Consider the following 14,701-nt stretch of genomic DNA (forward strand, 5'->3'; position numbering starts at 1 on the left):
CTCCCATGAGCATTACCGACGGCATCCAGTGCGCCTGCTCCAGCACCGACGGGAACGCCACACTGGCAGAGCTGCGCAAGCGGCTGATGATCCGGCTGGGATTCGCTGCCCAGGCGAACAACCCGCCGCCGGGCATGAAGGATCTGCTCAATGAGTTCCTGCAGAGCGCGCAGGTGGCGCTGTTCCGGCGCCCCACCGGCGAGTTCCGCAACGAGCGCTGGTTCTCCTGGCCGCTGGTGGCCGGCCAGCGTCTGTACGACTACCCGGACAACGACGAGAAGAATGCTCCGCAGTCGTGCCCGGCGACGCTGGACCCGCGCAAGGTGACGTGGGTCGGCCGCGAGCGCGATGGCGTGTGGGCCGAGATGCACCAGGGCATCAACCCGCGCAGCTACACGACCAGCGAGCTGACCGGCTTGCCGCAGCGCTTCGAGTTCCGCAACTGCATCGAGATTTGGCCGGCGCCCGACGAGACGTTGGGCAACCTGGTCATCAAGGGCAAGTTCGACCTCAACCGATTCACCGAGGACACGGACCGGACCACGATCGACAGCGAGATCGTGTTCTTGCTGGCGCTGGCCAACGGCAAGGCGCACTACCGGCAGGCTGACGCGCAGGCGTACATCCAGCAGCTGGAGGTGATGATCAACAACCTTGTGGCGGGTACGCATGCCACGGCGAGGTACATCCCTGGGCCGCCGGCGGGTGAGGGCGTCTATGTTCCGCCTCGCCCGGAGGTGCCATTCCCGTGACCGGCCGCATTGTCACCCTCAACGCCTCCAAGGGCGGCATCAACCGGCTCAGGACGAAGGGCGGGGCAGATGCAAACACCCTGTACGACCTGGTCAACGGCTACGTCGATCAGGACGGCGTGCCGCGGTCGCGGCCGGGCACCAAGAACAAGAACACGCTCCCAACCGGTGCAACGAAGGGTCTGTGCGCCTACGACGGCAAGCTGATCGTCTTCAGCCATGAGCCGCAGACCATCGCGGCCAGCACACCGGTGGTCGAGTGTGAGGTGCTGAAGCACCCGAACACCCCGGATCTGCCGATCAAGGAAATCCACTTCGCCGGCCCGTTCCTCGGCTACCTGTATGTGGTGCCCGAGTTCGTCAATGGTGACGTTTTCCACTACTGGCTGCAGCGCGGCACGACGTGGGAGCCGGGGAAGATCTACCTGCCGGGGTCGCTGGTCACACCGACCGACCCCAACGGCATCGCCTACCAGCTTGACAGCGGCACCGAGCAGTTCCAGGTATGGGTGCGCAACGTGGCGCGCGCGCTTGGCGACAAGGTCGTGCCCACTGTCGACAACGGATATTCCTACACGGTCACCGACGTGTTTGGCCCCGCGCCGCGGTCTGGTGCCACTGAGCCATCCTGGCCGGCATCGCCAGGCGCCACCGTGTTCGAAGACAGCGACGTGGCCAACCCGACGCCGATCCCGGGCGAGCAGTCCGGCAACCAGTTGCCGCCAGACGTGACTGACCGCTACGGCAGCAGCGGCGGCAACAGTCCCTGGCGCTATGCCAACCAGGAGGCGCAGTAATGGCCGCTCCCGTCTGGCAGCCTGGCACCCTCTACCTGCCCGGCGATCTGGTCCAGCCGATCACCCAGCCGGCGCCCAACAACCCCCAGGTGATCAACGGCTACTTCGAGCAGGGGCCGACGGGCTGGACGTTCTCCGGCGATGCGGCCTATTCCACCACTGGGGGATACGGCAGTGCGCGTTGCGTGGTGCTGCCCGGCAACAAGCCTGACGGCGTCGCCCTGAACAACGCGCAGCTGGTGGTACCGGTGGGCGCGCAGCTTACCGCAACGTGCATGATCCAACAGGGCGCATCGTCCGCCGGCGAAACCGCCGGTTGGGCGGAGGTCCGCTGGTATGACGCGCTCAATACCCTGTTGCAGACCGACAAGGGCAATGCCGTCGACAGCGGCTCTCGCGGCGCATGGCGGATCCGTCCACGGTTGTTTCGACCGCGCCGCCTCGGCTGCCTATGCGCGCGCGGCGATCCACCTCACTTCGGTCGCTACCCACAACCACGAGATCTTCGGCGACAACCTGAGCGTCAGTGGCGCCGCCGCTGGGCTGCCCGAAGGGCTGGTCTACAAGGCGGTGCAGACCGAGTCGGGCACCTCGGGCAGTAGCGAGCCGGCATGGCCAGGGATCCTGGGCCAGCAGGTGATCGACAACGAGGTGATCTGGGAGGCAGTGACCACCAGCCGCGTGGTGTGGACGGCCTCGCCGCGCTACGTGAGCGGTGCCACCGAGCCCGTATGGCCGACCGACATCGGCGCTATGGTGCAGGACGGTTCGATCAACTGGCGCGCCGTGTCCCGCCGCATGAAGGACGAGAAGTTGTCCCCGCTCGAAGGTGGTGGCGATTGTCGCCAGCAAGGTGTTCGCGGCGGACAAGGACATCGTGCGCTACAGCGCCACGGCCAACCCGCTGGACTGGTCCACGGCCAACGACGCCGGCTACCTGCCGACAGGTCTGCAGCAGGCCAACGCGAACGACATGGCGGTGCTGCAGCAGTATCGCGCCAACCTGGTTGCGCTCAATGCCAGCAGCTTCCAGAACTGGCAGGTGGACCCGGATCCGGCCTCGATGGCGATCCTTGACCAGATGGATGGCATCGGCTCGACGTGGCAGCGCGCTGCTGTCCCTGTAGCCAATGACCTGTTTTACTTGGCCGCGCTCGGTGTGCGCTCTGTCGGAATCGCCAATGCCGCGGAGAACCTGGCCTCTGGCGATGTCGGAGCGCCGATCGACATTCTTGTGCAGCAGGCGATGCTCTACGCCGACCGCAACGGCACGCCGCCGCTGGCCACCTACTACCCGGGCGCTGGCCAGTACCTGCTGGCCTTCCCGAACTATCCGCCGCCGGTGCTGGGCGTCTATGGCCGGCTGCCAGCCGCTGGCTGCGGCGACACCATCAACTATCCCTACGTCATCGCCGGGGGCTTGCCGCCGTACCAGGTCGAGATCGTCGATGGTCAGCTGCCGGCCGGCCTGTCGATGGACGGCAGCGGCCTGGTCACGGGCGAGATTGCCAACGGCGGCGATGCCGTCTGGACTGTGCGCGCGACGGACGCGCTCGGCGATACCGCAGAGCTGACCGAGAACCGAACCGGCAGCGACGGCTTCTTCAAGTACCTGACGACCCGCCTGTATCCCGTCGACGGCGGTATCGATGCGGTCGGCCTTGCGTCCGATGTCGTGGAAGCAACCTTCCGCAACATCTACCACAGCTACGACGTACCGGTGGAGGCCACCTCCCTGGCTTCCTCGGTGGAGGCCGGGACGTTCCGCCCGATCCTCCAGAACTACACCGCAATCGAGGCCATTAGCTTCGCCAGCGCCGTTGAAGCCGGGACGCTTCGAAACACACTGCTGGGGTACACGGTTCCGCCGGAATCGGTGTCGATTGCATCCGCAGTCGTGGCCGGAACCCTTCAGCAGCTTCTGATCACCACCACCATGGCACCCGAGGGCATCGGGCTGTCTTCCAGTGTCGAAGGAGGCACCCTCACATGAACAATGTCCTGCACGCGCACAACGGCGTGGCCGGTTGGTACAAAATCGAGGCGTTCCGAGTGGATGCCCAGGGCGAGGAGGTGCCCGGCAGCCGTCGGGTTGCCGCTGACTGGTTCCCCAACCTGATCACCAACGCCGGCCTGGATCTTCTTGGGACGACAGGATCGACGCCTGTCCAGAGCTTTTGCCGGGTTGGGTCTGGCAATACCGCGCCAGCCGTTACAGACACCGCACTGGTTTCTCAGGTGGCGGTCAGCAGCACATTGCAGGCGGATGTTTATGGGGTGGATAGGACGGCCACGTTCTACGGCTGGCGCCGGCGCACGATTCGTTTCGTCGCAGGCACAGCGACTGGAACTCTTGCCGAAGTGGGTGTGTCTGCCCTCGCCGCAGGCCCATTGTTCAGCCGCGCTCTGATCCTCGACGGTGGCGGAAACCCGACCACCATCACCGTGCTCTCCGACGAGGTGCTTGACGTCACCTACGAGCTGCGCATCTATCCAACCATGACGGATGCAACCGGGTCGGTTGTGATTGCGGGTGTCACCTACTCCTGGACCGCGCGTCCTTTGAACAACGCGACCTATGACTCCCGCTGGGGGCAGTACATCGGGTGTGGTGTGGGTTTCAATACCACGGCCGGCAACATCTCAATCCTTGGGCCTTCGGCGCTGGCGACCCTGCCAGCCCAAGGATCAACACCAACGTCGCCGGTGAATGGGACGAGCATGAACCCGCAGGCGTACACCGCCGCCAGTTATCAGCGGTCGTTCCGCATGGATTTCGACCTCAACGACGGAAACGTCGCAGGCGGGATTCGGGCATTTTTCGCCGCGACGGAGTCATTCCAGACCGGTGGCGCGTGGGCTTGGGGCCTCTCTCCTAAGCTCCCGAAGACCAGCTCATTCAAGGCGACCTTCACCGTCCGCATGAGCTGGGGGCGCTACACCCCATGATTCCCGCTGGCGGCCTGTCCACCACCCCGATGCCCGCGGCGAACGTCGAGCGGGTCAATTCGACGCTACAGCCGCTGATCGACTTCGAGATGGGCGGCGTGGCGCTGAACGATGCTTCGCAGGGCTTGCGGGTGAAGCTGTGGCGCGTGCGCGTGGACGGCGATGTGGTGTATCTGGGGCCGGATGGCGGAAACGAGCAGCCGGCGTTCATCCGGCCTGGCATCACCTCGGTGGCGCTGGCGTTCGACCAGAACATGCAGCCGGCCATCGCGTTCGTGCAGTCGGGCCTGGCGTGGCTGTGGTGGTACGACAGCTCGGTGCCGGGCATGGTGTTCACCTCATTCCCCGGAGCGATCAACCCGCGGCTGACGCTGGATGACAAGCGGCCGACCCAGACCAGCAACTCCGACGTGATCCTGGGCTACCTGCGCGCCGGGGCGCTCTACTGCCGCCAGCAGCGTGACCGATACCAGACCGAGTACCTGCTGAGCGCCAATCCCCCCTGCGGCGGCCTGGCCACGCTCTGCATGTCCACGGGCGGCCGGCTCCAGTTCGGCTTCGGAGGTGCGTGATGCAGTCGACGGTGTTCGTCTACACGATGCGCTCGGGCAAGCAGGGCGCCTGGAGCCGCTACCTGTTCCCATTCTCCGTGGATGCCTTCGCGCAGCTGGGGAATGATCTCTACATCCGGCACGGGGACGAAATCAGCGCGGTCAGCGACTTTGCCTTGGGCGACGACGTTGGCGGCGAGTCGATCCCGTTCGGTGGCACGGTCTGGTGGCCGTGGCTGGACTTCGGGACGCCGAGCGTCACCAAGATGATGGAGGGTTTCGACATCGTGAGCCAGGGCACGCCCAGCATCAGCATCGGCTACGACCAGCGGAACCCTGCCGCGTTCACCGACCCGTACACGGTCGATCCCGATACGCTGCCGGGCGGGGTGATCCCGTTCCCGATGTCGGCGCCTACCTTCAGCCTGCGTGTGGACTTCGCGCCGGGCAAGAAGTGGGCGCTGACGCAGGCGTCGCTGAGCTTCTTCGACCTGGGCAACGGACCATGACTGTCACCGCCTCCAGCGACGTCCTGATTGAGGATCTGGCCTACCTGGCGCGCAACATGCGCCCGGACGAGATCGCGCAGGACCTGGCCATGACCGGTGCGGCCGAGTACGACCCTCAGCAGGCGATCCTGAAGATGGCCGCCGTGCACGGGCCGAAGTTCGTCCTGCTGGCCGACGGCGTGCCTGTGGTTGCCGGCGGGTTCTGGCAGGTCCGTCCTGGCGTATGGGAGGGCTGGCAGCTGGGCACGATGGCCGGCTGGGAGAAACACTGGCGCGCCATCACCAAGATCACGCGCAGGCTCAACGACAAGATGCTGGCGCAGGCCGGCGTGCACCGCCTGCAGCTCTACGGCGTGGCCGGCCGCGACAAGACGTTCGAATGGTACGAGCGTTCGCTGGGCTACCGCCGTGAGGCAACCCTGAGCCGCTACTGCGCCAATGGCGCTGACGCGGTCCTGTTCGCACGCACCAAGGAGGCAGGCTGATGGCCGGCGGCGGCAATATCGGCAAGGGCAACTGGGCAGACCCGACGGGGCTGATCCAGAAGTCGGGCGCCAGCAAGATTCTGGACCCGCTGGGCCTGACCAAGACGGCCAAGCAGGGCGAGTCGGCTGCGGACGTGGCCGCGCGCATGGAGATGGAACGCCAGGAGCGGATTCGGGAGGCTCAGGGCCGCATCAACCAGGTGTTCGACAACCCGCGTCGGGCCAAGGACATCGCCGATTTTGTATCGGCAACCCGTTCCAAGCTGATGGAAGACCTCAACCGGCAGAACACCGACGCGGCGCGCGAACTGAAGTTCTCGCTGGCGCGCGGTGGCCTGTCCGGCGGCAGTGTCAACGTCGACCAGAACCGCGGGCTCACCGACGAGTACAACCGGGGCCTGATCAACGTGGAGGGCAGGGCGCAGGGCGCCGGCGCGCAGCTCGAAGCTGCCGATCAGGATTCCCGTGCGCGCCTCATCCAGCTGGCGACGTCTGGCCTGGACGCAACCACAGCTGCGTCGCAGGCTGCGGCCGGTCTGCGCTCCAACTTCGAAAACGCGAGGTCTCAGGCCTTCGGCGAGCAGCTGGGCGACCAGTTCGCGACCATCGGCGGGTTCGTGAAGAACCGCCGGGAGGAAGCGGCGCGGCGCCAGGCCAATCGGGACGCGAATTTCAACCTCTACGGCGGCGGTGCCGCATACGGCGGGTAACTCATGGGCCAGTTCATTCCCATCGCGATCGCTCTGGCCGGCACGGCGGCGCAGCAGGCAGAAACGCAGCGCGTTGAGCGCAAGCAGGACGAGGAGACTGCGCAGGGCCTGCTGAATCAGTCGCGCCGGCAGCAGGAGGCCGATCGCCGTGTGAACGACGAGATCGCGCAGCTGGAGACCAGCACGGCGGCGGATGACCGGGCCCAGCGGCTGGGGCAGTACATGCAGCAGCTGCAGCGCGGGCAGCGGCAGGCTCTGTCGGGCTTGAACAGCCCGATCGGCGGCGCGACCTTCCAGGCCGATGCCGGCGCCGCGCGCGCCGGCGCAGACAACGCTGCGGCGACCACTGCCGGCCTGATGTCGCGCATCGACGCGCCGCAGCTGCAGCGGCAGCAAGAGGCGTTCGGCTACGGGAAGCTGGCCACGGACTTGGACATGGAAGCGCGCGCGAGCCGCGGGCAACAGTTCATCGACCAGTTGCGCCTGCGGCAGATCCGGCGCAGGCCCGAGGTCGACCTGCTGGCAGGCCTGGCCACTTCCGCAGGCGGCGCGATGGCTGGTGGTGGTGGCGGCGGGATCGCCGCGTCTGCGCCTCGCATGGGCGCCAACTTCTACGGGTCCTATGATCCGACCACCATGGGGTACGCCTGATGGCCAATCCATACCAGGCCGGGCAGGCTCTCGGCACCGCGCTGTTCGGCAACACGCGCGACACCTACACGGATCAGCTGGGCCGGAACTACCAGGTCGAACAGGCGCTGCAGGAGGCTCGTCAGGCGCGTTCGAAGGCTGTGCTTGGCGAGCAGAATGTGGTCAAGAGACAGGCCCTTGATAACCCAGACCTGCTCGGCCGTGTTCTCGGAGGGGACCTCGGAGCGAGGAACGAGTTTCTCACCGCCGCGCTCTTGTCCAACCCGGAAGTGAGCCTGAAGACGCTAGGCGAGGGTCAGGACGCGATCATGCGCCAGGCCGTGTACGACCGCGCTACGCTCGGCGATCTGGCCGGCGCCGGCGCCGCGTCGTTGGGGCTCACTACCAAGCCGTTGGAGATGACCAAGATCGCCGGTGACGTCGCTTACAACCCATACGCGCAGCCTGACCAGACCGTCAACGTGACCCCCCTGGGCGAGGCCGCGATCGGACAGCGCAATGCCTCGGCTGCATCGAGCTACGCAAGCGCCAACAACTCCAACGCCAGCGCGGCACGCACCCGGCAGGCGGCCGGCATCGACGCGGCGAAGTTCGGGCTGGAGCGCAGCGGCCAGTGGAACCCTGGCGGCAAGTCTGCCGGCACGCTTGGGGACAGCGGCAAGCCGCTGCCAGTCGGAGCGCTGAAGGACCTGCTGGCCGTGGAAGATGCCTTGGGCGGCACGGCCGTCCTCAATGACATCATCCAGAAGAACGCTGCGCGCTTGGCCGACGGCACGCTGAAGATCAGCCCGCAGAACGCCGCTCTGGCATGGGGGCGCACTGGCTTGGGCATGGCTACCGAAGGCGACGTGGCGCTGAACGAATGGAAGTCGGACCTGACGAAGATCGTCAATGAGTCGCTGCGCCTGAACAAGGGCGTGCAGACTGAGGGTGACGCTCAGCGCGCAGCAAACGAGCTGATGTCCGCCAATGATCCCAGGACTGCGGCTGCTGCGCTCGCAAGGCTTGCCAAGTTCAACCGGCAGGCAGTGGAGCTGCAGACCCGCAAGCAGGACATCATCAATGCAAACTACGGGCGCTCCAGCACGCCTGGTGTTGAGCCGAGGAGCTTCGGTGGGACACTTGGCGATCCGCCTGCCGCTCGCGGCCCTGGGCTGCCGGCCCAAGGTGGCCCGGCGCCAGGGACTGTGCGCAACGGCTACCGCTTCCGTGGCGGCAATCCCGCCGACCGTAACGCGTGGGAGAAGATCTGATGGCCGGTCCGTTGCCATGGGAGGAGTATCAGCAGCTGCAGGCCAAGCCTGCGCCCCGCGCGCCGCAGCCGGCGGAGGAGATGGGACCCTGGACGGAGTACCAGGACATCCCGACCCTGGGGACCGTTAAAGCACTGCCTCCGGACTTCTCCGAAGTCACCGGCAGCGTTTCCAGCACCGCCGATGGACGGCAGGCGGACGGGTGGAAGGCAGGTATCCCGCGCGACCTGGCGTTCGGCGCACGCTCTGTGCTGCAGGGCATTGGCAGCCTGCTTGGCGCGGTCGGCGGCGACGCCCTCGGCGCGCTGGAGACCAAGGTCACCGGCCGCCCCGTGGCCAGCTTCCGCGACAACGCCGCGACGCTGGGCGATGCCCTTGGGCTGCCCAAGGCACAGACCTCTGGCGATCGCGTCCTCGGTGACATTGGCGAGGCACTGACCGGTACCGGCCTGACGTTGGGCGCCGGTGGCGCGCTGACCGCTGGCCGTGCGGCAGTGCCGGCGCTGGCCCGGGCCGCGCCGGCGCCTCGGGCACTTCCCACGCTTGGGGAGCGGGCCGGGGACATTCTTGGCGCTCAGCCTGCTTTGCAGCTGGCAAGCACTGCCACGGGCGCTGGTGCCAGTTCGGCGGCCAGGGAGAGCGGAGCGGGCGTGCTCGGCCAGACTGCAGCGGGCGTGCTGGGTGGTCTGGCTCCCGCATCGATCACCGCTGGTGTGCCAGCCACATTGCGAGGAGCCGTCCGCGGCGGGGAATCCTCCAGAATGAGGTTGCAGAACTCCCTCGAGGACTTCGCGGTCCTCGGCTCGACACCAACCATTGGGCAGGGCACTGGAACTTGGTCCCGGCAGGGCATGGAAACCATGCTTGGCGCAGGACCGACCAGCGCAGGCGTTATCGCGAGGGCTGCGGAGCGACAGGCTGACGAGATCGGATCTGGTCTCAAGGGAATGGCGGAGCGCCTCTCGCCAAACGCATCCGCAGATGAAGCTGGTAAAGCCATCGGCAAGGGAGTGGAGACGTTTGCCAAGAATGTGAAAGCCACCAGGAAGGCCTTCTACTGGCAAGTCGACCGGCATGTTCCCGACGCTACTCCAGTTGATTTGGCCTCCACCAGCCGTGCGTTGGATTCGTTGACTACGGTCAATCCCGGTGCAGCTGCCACTACCGCAGACATGGTCAGTGACCGGATGGTCAGGCTCAAAGACACGATTGCCCAAGATTTGGCGAGCGCTCAGGCCAATGGGGTAAGCGGACTGCCATACTCGGCTATCAAGGATATCCGGACTCAAATCGGCAACGAGGCATTCGATTTCACTCTGACCCCGGATAAGGACACGGCCAAATTGCGCCAGCTCTATGGCGCGCTCACTGCGGACATGGAAAGGGCAGCACGAGCGCAGGGCCCCCAGGCAGTGGCGGCCATCAAGCGAGCCAATCGCTTCTACAAGTGGTCGAATGACCGACTTGAGCTACTCGAAAGAGTGGTGGACAAAAATGGCGGCCCCAATGCGGTGTTCAATGCGTCGCTGCAGGGAACTAAGGATGGGTCGAGCACTCTCAGGGCCGTGATGAACTCTCTTCCGGAGGACGGGCAGAAGGCAGTCTCGGCTGCCGTGCTGAAGCGCATTGGCCTTAAGAACGATCTGGACAATGAGACGTTTAATGCAGCCACGTTCTTGAGCAACTGGAATGACAGGATCAGCCCTGAGGCCAAACAGATCCTGTTCCGTCGCTATGGACCTGAATTCACTGCCGACATGGACAAACTGGCTCGCGCAGCAAGGAGCATCAAGGAAGGCAGTAAGGCGCTTGCAGCGCCATCTGGAACCCCGAAGCAGGGAGCTCAATTCGCCTTCTGGGGTGGCTTGCTCGGTTCCCTGTTCAGCGGCAACCTTGGCATGGCCACGCTTATCGGCGCCGGCGGCTCTGGAGCAAATATCTTGGCTCGGTCCATGACGAACCCGCGCATCGTCAAGTGGATGGCGCGTAACACAGAGAGCACCAGTTGGAGCCCTTCCGGCACAGATCAACGTGCTTAAGAGGATGGGCTCAGAGAATGACGACCAGGATGCAATCGATCTGGCGCAGGCCCTATCTGAACAGATCAATCAATGCCCAGATCAGCAGGAAGGGCAGTGATACGGCGATGAGCGCGAGCAACCCGAGCATGGCACGGACATAGAGGCGGTCCTGCCATGTTTCGGTGGTTCGAGGCGCCGGTGGAAGTCAGCTGTTTTGATCTTAGCCCAGGCCTTGTTCGGGTGGAACTGGCCAGTTCCCTTGAATCGGTCTTCGGGTCTGGTCGGTCATGGCGCGGGCCTTGGGTGGTGGGCGGATAGGACGGCCGATGGGCTGGCCGGTGGCAACGGCTTGTGAAGGTACAAGCCTCAGATGCCGCCGGCTCGAGGCAGCTTCTCGGTACGCGTCCCTTCCCCTTTCCTCCCGCTCCTCGGCGTCCTAGTACTCTGCGGAAGGTCGAGGAGCATCTACCGAGTAGATCAGGATGTCGCTCGAAGTCAGGCCACTTTGCCCGTACCGCAATGTAGCCAGTGGTCGGTGCCTGGGGTGGCAATTGCCTGCGAAGCTGGCTGCAGCGAAAATCTCGCGCACGAACTTCGGGTCCGGTTGGGTCGAATGTTTCCCGCACTCATTTCCATCTCCTTGGTAGCTCCGGCCAATCCAGAGCCCAGGTCGAAGCGTATCACCCTCCGTTGAAGCCGCCTGGCGCGGGGGTAGGGTGGGCGGCATGGACGACATGCCCAACCCCCATTTGCGAGCAGTAGCTCTTCAGGTTGTTCGCGAGCTGTTCCGGCGGCTAGGGATACCGGAGGCCAAATGAGCGAGGTGCGCACAATGCAGCCGGACGCGATCGCTGTAACGCAGAAGGGCATGTTTATTGAAGCACCCGGCGAAAGCAGGGACGAGTTCACCGTCCAGCTGTTCGCCGGGCATCTAGCATTGTTCAGGGCGGGTTAGCCGGGACCAATCATGCTTTCCAAGTAGTGGAAGTGCTTTCTGCCAGTTCTCTAGGCCAACATCCACAAGCTTCAGTGCAAGGTGTTTGGTGGTCTCGCCCGGCAGCTCGCGAAGCTGATCAAGGAATCGCTTCTTATCTTGCGGAGGCAAATCGGCGGCCTCGACTTTTGAAGCGATAAGCTGCTTTAGCGTGTCCTCGTGCATCTTGATAGTTACCACGGCTAGGATTGCACCTAGACCCCCATCATCCTCCAGGAAGTCGATCCCGCGTGCCGTGATCTTCGCTTCAAGCAAGGGGCTCCCCATGTTGAGCGACCCGATGAACGTGGCCCTCACCAGCCCATGCTCTTCCAAGTAGGCAATGCTGGAATCCAACAGCCGCGGGTCGATTTCTCGGCCCAGTTCGAGCGCCTCAACGGACTGAGGATACGCGTTGGCCAAGCGTTGCAAGAGCTTGGTTTGCACTTCCCTGTCAATCTTCATGCTCGTTCGGTAGCGGTTTGGTTGGGTCGCGCCACCAATCCTACCGGCAGACGAGCGCCATCCGTTGATGCTCCTGCCGTGCCGGGCAGCATGGCCCCATCACACACGGGGGAGCGGGCATAGCGCCCTGGCATATGCGGTACAGCTGGTGAAGAAGTGGGAGGGGTGCCGCTTGGAGGCCTACCCCGACCCCGCCACCGGCGGAGCGCCATGGACCATCGGCTACGGCGCCACCGGTCCCGGCATCGAAAAGGGCGTCCGTTGGAGCCAGAGCAGGCCGATCGACCGGCTGGCCCTTGATCTGGACCGGTTCGCCAAGGGCGTGCGGTCGGCGCTGCGGCGGCCGGCAACCGACCGGCAGCTCGGGGCGACGGTCAGCCTGGCCTACAACATCGGCGTCTCTGCATTCCGCAGCTCGACCCTGCTGAAGCGGTTCAACGCCGGCGATGTAGCCGGGGCTGCGGCTCAGTTCCCGCGCTGGAACAGGGCAAACGGCAGGGTCATGCAGGGCCTGTCCAATCGCCGAGCCGATGAACGCCGCGTGTTCGAAGGTCAAGGCGGGAGCGCATGAGCACGGAAGCCCAGCCGAGCCAGGACGGCCGCACCTGTATCCCGCTCGGCCCGGGTCGAGAAATGGATCGTTGGCGCGTTCGCCAGCTTCATGATCTCCGCCGGCGGCTACTGGCTGATCAGCTCCATGCAAGCCGTGCTGACGCAGCAGCAGGTCACGAACCAGCAGATGGCGACGGTGCAGCAGCAGCTGCAGACCTTCAACACGCAGCTGGCCGACGTGCCGGCGCTGAAGCTCGAACTGGCCAAGCAGGCCGTGCAGGTCGAGCAGAACAAGCAGGACATCAAGGAGCTGAAGCAGCTCAGGGGGCTGAAGTGAAGGACCGATTCAACTGGCAGGGCGTGGCTGGTCGCGCCAGCACCTGGCTGGCGATCCTTTCGGCGGCCGCGACGGCCGGCCTTGGCGCCTATGCGCTGATGCCCGAGCGAGCCAGAACGCATTCCCTGAGTGGGCGTTGATCGGCATGGGCGTGCTGGCCGTGGGGTTGGTGTTCCTGGTTCGCGTGGCCACCAGCTTCAAAACAGAAGGCGAAGGCGGCGCGCCATGCTGATCCCTGACCCGCTGGCGCCCTACGCGAAGCTGATCCGCCTTGGCCGTGGTGTGCTGGTCGGTGGCCGACAGCCTGGCCGGCTGCCAGCGCGGCGAGGATCGCCAGGCTGCGGCCGACCGGGAGCAGATCAGTGCGGTGCAGCGCCAGCTCGACGGCGCGCGCGCGGAGGCGGCCGAGAACCTGCGCGCGGCTGATGCCGCCGGCCAGGCTCCTGCAGGAGGTAAACCGGCAGACCCAGGTGTTGATCGACGCCGCCGAGGTGGCACGCAAGGCATCCGCAGAAGCAGCGAGCCGGGCCAAAGCGGCAGCGGCTGAGGGCCAGCGCCGGGCCGCCGCAGCAGAGAAGGCGCTGCAGGCCGCCAGTTGGGACGCCGGCATGCCGGTCCCAACTGGAGATGGAGCTGTGCAGCTCAATTCCTTTGCTCTGATCGCCGCCCTGATGCTGGTTGGCTGCGCTGGCTTCAGCCCGAGCGGCCGAAGCTGCCCGAGAAGGTCCATGTGACCGTGGAGAAGCTGGTCCGGTCGATGACCGGCTAGCGCAGCCGTGCCCGGCAACCGGGCAGCATCGCGCACAGTCGAGGCGGTGGTCAGCGCGTACAACGCCAATCTGGTCGCCTTGCAGGACTGCAACACCCGCATGGGCGAGATCCGCGCGCTGGGGCGGTAATGGCCAAGAAGCGCGTACCGCTGCACCAGAATCCCCGCGGCTTCGTTGACGTCGACCCCGACGCAACCAACGGCGCACAGGTGGGTGTGAATCTGCGTGGACCCGACGGGGCTCAGATCCTGACCGCGGCGCAGGTGATAAACCCCACCGGCGGGCAGCAGCGGCGGCCCGAGCAGCATCGCCTCGACCATCTGGAAGCTGATCCGAGAAGTCCCATCCAACATCCAGAAGCTGGCAGCGCTGATCGGCGCCGGCTTCGCAGCGAGGCAGAGCAACGGCGACTGGGCGCTGCGGACGCTGCAGGAAGGTACCGGCATCGACATCGCCAACCATGACGGCGATGCAGGGAACCCGACGATCGGGCTGGAGGATGTCGCCGACTCTGGCGCTGGCACGCTCCTGGCGGTTCCGCGACGGAAAGGGCAGGGCGACAATAACACGGCCGGCCACAATCACCGGGACCGCCAACCAGATTGCTGTGGTCAACGGCGATGCCGCAGCGGGTCTGCCCCACGATCTCGCTGGCAGAGCCTCGCCAACTCCGGCGTAGGCGCTGCGCTGGTCAAAAGCATCACCCGGGACGCGAAGGGCAGGGTGTCGGGCACGCAGCCTGCGGACCACCGATGACCTACCAGCTGGCAGCACCAACAAGTATTTCCCCGAGGCTCCGACAGATGGCCAGCAGTACGCTAGGCAGAACGGTGCATGGGCAGTGGTGGCCGCGTCGGGTGGCTCCCCAAAATTTCCATTCATCCTTCCAGACGTGCGCGAGCGTACATCCCCTTTACCCCGCCCCA

General features: G+C 65.4%; 16 protein-coding genes. 14 read left to right on the top strand and 2 right to left on the bottom strand.

Annotated elements, in window-relative coordinates:
* The first annotated feature begins 5 nt into the window (after positions 1 to 5).
* The 12 genes from ACXI0D_RS01835 to ACXI0D_RS01890 all read left to right on the top strand — a co-directional run bounded on the left by ACXI0D_RS01835 (position 6) and on the right by ACXI0D_RS01890 (position 10,696).
* Positions 6 to 752 carry a phage adaptor protein gene (locus ACXI0D_RS01835; RefSeq protein ID WP_014036698.1) on the top strand — a complete coding sequence of 249 codons (747 nt, stop codon included), beginning with the start codon at positions 6 to 8 and terminating at the stop codon, positions 750 to 752.
* The gene (locus tag ACXI0D_RS01840; protein WP_014036699.1) at positions 749 to 1,549 is read left to right on the top strand and encodes a hypothetical protein; all 801 of its coding nucleotides are present in this window, start codon (positions 749 to 751) and stop codon (positions 1,547 to 1,549) included. The genes ACXI0D_RS01835 and ACXI0D_RS01840 overlap by 4 nt, the downstream gene beginning before the upstream one ends.
* Entirely contained in the window at positions 1,549 to 2,151 is a 603-nt protein-coding gene (locus ACXI0D_RS01845) for a hypothetical protein (RefSeq protein ID WP_479642195.1), read from the top strand. Before ACXI0D_RS01840 ends, ACXI0D_RS01845 begins: the two co-directional genes overlap by 1 nt.
* A 230-nt stretch (positions 2,152 to 2,381) precedes the next feature.
* Complete coding sequence (locus ACXI0D_RS01850) at positions 2,382 to 3,542, top strand: hypothetical protein (protein ID WP_479642196.1); 1,161 nt, start codon at positions 2,382 to 2,384, stop codon at positions 3,540 to 3,542.
* Positions 3,539 to 4,498 carry a hypothetical protein gene (locus tag ACXI0D_RS01855; protein ID WP_479642197.1) on the top strand — a complete coding sequence of 320 codons (960 nt, stop codon included), beginning with the start codon at positions 3,539 to 3,541 and terminating at the stop codon, positions 4,496 to 4,498. The genes ACXI0D_RS01850 and ACXI0D_RS01855 overlap by 4 nt, the downstream gene beginning before the upstream one ends.
* Positions 4,495 to 5,070 (top strand): hypothetical protein, encoded by a 576-nt coding sequence (locus tag ACXI0D_RS01860; RefSeq protein ID WP_479642198.1) that lies wholly within the window; start codon positions 4,495 to 4,497, stop codon positions 5,068 to 5,070. Before ACXI0D_RS01855 ends, ACXI0D_RS01860 begins: the two co-directional genes overlap by 4 nt.
* Positions 5,070 to 5,558 (top strand): hypothetical protein, encoded by a 489-nt coding sequence (locus tag ACXI0D_RS01865; RefSeq protein ID WP_479642199.1) that lies wholly within the window; start codon positions 5,070 to 5,072, stop codon positions 5,556 to 5,558. Before ACXI0D_RS01860 ends, ACXI0D_RS01865 begins: the two co-directional genes overlap by 1 nt.
* On the top strand, positions 5,555 to 6,043 hold the full coding sequence (locus tag ACXI0D_RS01870; RefSeq protein ID WP_262246112.1) for a hypothetical protein: 489 nt from the start codon (positions 5,555 to 5,557) through the stop codon (positions 6,041 to 6,043). Before ACXI0D_RS01865 ends, ACXI0D_RS01870 begins: the two co-directional genes overlap by 4 nt.
* Positions 6,043 to 6,753: a hypothetical protein gene (locus ACXI0D_RS01875; protein WP_479642200.1), complete on the top strand. Its 711-nt coding sequence runs from the start codon at positions 6,043 to 6,045 to the stop codon at positions 6,751 to 6,753. The genes ACXI0D_RS01870 and ACXI0D_RS01875 overlap by 1 nt, the downstream gene beginning before the upstream one ends.
* 3 nt (positions 6,754 to 6,756) lie before the next feature.
* Positions 6,757 to 7,404, top strand: a complete 648-nt coding sequence (locus tag ACXI0D_RS01880; RefSeq protein ID WP_479642201.1) for a hypothetical protein — start codon at positions 6,757 to 6,759, stop codon at positions 7,402 to 7,404.
* A complete protein-coding gene (locus ACXI0D_RS01885) occupies positions 7,404 to 8,657 on the top strand; it encodes a hypothetical protein (protein WP_479642202.1) in 1,254 nt (417 codons plus the stop codon). The genes ACXI0D_RS01880 and ACXI0D_RS01885 overlap by 1 nt, the downstream gene beginning before the upstream one ends.
* On the top strand, positions 8,657 to 10,696 hold the full coding sequence (locus ACXI0D_RS01890) for a hypothetical protein (protein ID WP_479642203.1): 2,040 nt from the start codon (positions 8,657 to 8,659) through the stop codon (positions 10,694 to 10,696). Before ACXI0D_RS01885 ends, ACXI0D_RS01890 begins: the two co-directional genes overlap by 1 nt.
* Positions 10,697 to 11,609: 913 nt before the next feature.
* Here the strand turns inward: ACXI0D_RS01890 and ACXI0D_RS01895 are convergent.
* A complete protein-coding gene (locus ACXI0D_RS01895) occupies positions 11,610 to 12,116 on the bottom strand; it encodes a hypothetical protein (protein ID WP_479642204.1) in 507 nt (168 codons plus the stop codon).
* 148 nt (positions 12,117 to 12,264) lie between these two features.
* Between ACXI0D_RS01895 and ACXI0D_RS01900 the strand changes: the two genes are divergently transcribed.
* Together ACXI0D_RS01900 and ACXI0D_RS01905 are read left to right on the top strand one after the other, a co-directional pair.
* A complete protein-coding gene (locus ACXI0D_RS01900; RefSeq protein ID WP_479642205.1) occupies positions 12,265 to 12,687 on the top strand; it encodes a lysozyme in 423 nt (140 codons plus the stop codon).
* Positions 12,688 to 12,813: 126 nt separating this feature from the next.
* Positions 12,814 to 13,005 carry a hypothetical protein gene (locus ACXI0D_RS01905; protein WP_479642206.1) on the top strand — a complete coding sequence of 64 codons (192 nt, stop codon included), beginning with the start codon at positions 12,814 to 12,816 and terminating at the stop codon, positions 13,003 to 13,005.
* Between the two features lie 88 nt (positions 13,006 to 13,093).
* Here ACXI0D_RS01905 and ACXI0D_RS01910 read toward each other — a convergent pair whose 3' ends face one another.
* Entirely contained in the window at positions 13,094 to 14,227 is a 1,134-nt protein-coding gene (locus ACXI0D_RS01910; RefSeq protein ID WP_479642207.1) for a hypothetical protein, read from the bottom strand.
* Positions 14,228 to 14,701: the final 474 nt, after the last annotated feature.

Source organism: Stenotrophomonas sp. C9D9, from assembly GCF_056491205.1.